The organism is Mesorhizobium sp. A623 (genome assembly GCF_054489405.1).
In genome coordinates this window covers 1-2501 of record NZ_JBTMXB010000092.1, presented here as the reverse complement: position 1 = coordinate 2501, position 2501 = coordinate 1, and the positions used below count along the sequence as shown (strand labels likewise).

The window sequence follows — 2501 nt, the reverse complement described above, 5'->3', positions numbered from 1 at the left end:
TCCGTCAATGGGCGCGATTATCCTTGGCCGCGCGTGCCGGCGATTGCGATCTGCCTGGACGGCTGCGAGCCGGCCTATCTGGACGAGGCTATCCAGGCGGGGCTGATGCCGGCGCTGGTGAGGATCAAACAGAAGGGCACGGTGCGCTTTGCCCATTCGGTCATCCCGAGCTTCACCAACCCGAACAATCTGTCGATCGCCACCGGGCGTCCGCCGGCGGTGCACGGCATTTGCGGCAACTACCTCTATGAGCGCGAGACCGGCAAGGAAGTGATGATGAACGACCCGCGCTTCCTGCGTGCGCCGACCATCTTTTCGGCCTTTTATGACGCCGGCGCGAAGGTCGCGGTCGTCACCGCCAAGGACAAGCTGCGGGCGCTGCTCGGCAAGGGCCTGAAGTTCGAGGATGGCAGGGCGCTGTGCTTCTCGGCGGAAAAGTCCGACACCACGACGGTCGCCGAACACGGCATCGACAATGCCTCGAAACATTTCGGACTGGCCGTGCCGGAAGTCTATTCGGCCGAACTGTCGGAATTCGTCTTCGCCGCCGGCGTGCAGCTTTTGAAGGAGTTCAAGCCGGACGTCATGTACCTGACCACGACCGACTATGTGCAGCACAAATATGCGCCGGGCGTGCCACAGGCGAACGCCTTCTACGAGATGTTCGACAAATACCTGGCAGAACTCGATGCGCTGGGGGCGGCTATCGTTGTCACCGCCGACCACGGCATGAAGCCCAAGCATCATAAGGACGGCTCGCCGGACGTCGTCTATGTGCAGGACATTCTGGACGAATGGCTGGGCAAGGATGCCGCCCGCGTCATCCTGCCGATCACCGATCCCTATGTCGTGCATCACGGCGCGCTGGGTTCTTTCGCGACGGCCTATCTGCCGAAGGGTGCGGACCAGGCCGACATCATGGCGCGGCTGGCCAAGGTCGAGGGCATCATGCTGGTGGTCGACAACCCGACCGCCTGCGAGCGTTTTGAGCTGCCGTCCGACCGCATCGGCGACATCGTCATGATCTCGACCGAGAACAAGACCATCGGCACCAGCGAGCATCGCCACGACCTGGCGGCGCTGAACGAGCCGCTGCGCTCGCATGGCGGGCTGACCGAGCAGCGCGTGCCGTTCATCACCAACCGCGTGCTGCCCGACCAGCCGGATGCGCCGAGCTTGCGCAATTTCGACGCGTTCTTCTACGCGGTGACGGCGGCGGCGCTGCCGTCGAACTGAAATTGAAAGGTGATGGCCATGACCAAAGCTGAAACGTCGATAAAAGTCCGCCACGAGGCGATGCGCATTGCCGGCAAAAAGGTCGATGCCGAAGGCGTCGTCGAGGTGCGCTATCCCTGGAACGACACGGTGATCGGCACCGTGCCGGCGGGCGACGCGGAACATGCCCGCGAGGCGTTCCGCATTGCAGCCACCTATCAGCCCAAGCTGACGCGCTATGAGCGCCAGCGCATCCTGCTGCGCACGGCCGAACTGCTTGCCGCCCGCAAGGAGGAAATCTCCGATCTGGTCACGCTTGAACTCGGCATCTCCAAGCAGGATTCGCTGTACGAGGTCGGCCGCGCTTATGACGTGTTCACGCTGACCGGCCAGATGTGCATCATGGACGATGGCGAGATCTTCTCCTGCGACCTCACCCCGCACGGCAAGGCGCGCAAGATTTTTACGACGCGCGAGCCGCTCAACGCCATCTCGGCGATCACGCCGTTCAACCATCCGCTCAACATGGTGTCGCACAAGGTGGCGCCGGCCATCGCCACCAACAACTGCATCGTGGTCAAGCCGACCGAACTGACGCCGATGACGGCGCTGATCCTGGCCGACATTCTCTATGAGGCCGGCCTGCCGCCGGAAATGCTGTCGGTGGTCACCGGCTGGCCGAAGGACATCGGCGACGAGATGATCACCAACGAAAACATCGACCTGATCACGTTTACCGGCGGCGTGCCGGTGGGCAAGATGATCGCCGGCAAGGCTGGCTACAAGCGCCAGGTGCTGGAGCTTGGCGGCAACGACCCGTTCATCATCCTCAACGATTTGTCCGACGACGACCTCGCCCGTGCGGCCGATCTCGCCGTTGCCGGCGCGACCAAGAATTCCGGCCAGCGCTGCACGGCGGTCAAGCGCATTCTGGTGCAGGAAAGCATCGCCGACCGCTTCGTGCCGATGGTGCTGGAGCGGGCCAAAAAGCTGCGCTTCGGCGACCCGATGGACCGCACCACCGATCTCGGCACCGTGGTCCACGAAAAGGCCGCCGCCCTGTTCGAAGCCCGCGTGCACATGGCAGCCGAAGCGGGGGCCGACATTCTCTACAATCCCGGCCGCCAGGGCGCGCTGTTGCCGCCCATCGTCATCGACCGCGTGCCGCATCAATCCGAACTTGTCATGGAGGAAACGTTCGGGCCGATCATCCCGATCGTGCGCGCGCCCGACAATGACGACGAGTTGATCAAGCTGTCGAACTCCACCGCCTTCGGCCTGTCGTC

2 protein-coding genes are annotated in these 2501 nt (G+C 63.4%); both read left to right on the top strand.

The window, feature by feature from the left end:
* A partial coding sequence (phnA, locus tag ACX3P1_RS27890) for a phosphonoacetate hydrolase (protein WP_459083013.1) occupies nt 1-1236 on the top strand: 1236 nt, incomplete at its 5' end.
* A gap of 18 nt (nt 1237-1254) precedes the next feature.
* Nucleotides 1255-2501: phosphonoacetaldehyde dehydrogenase (gene phnY, locus ACX3P1_RS27885; RefSeq protein WP_459083011.1), on the top strand; the 1247-nt coding region annotated here is incomplete at its 3' end.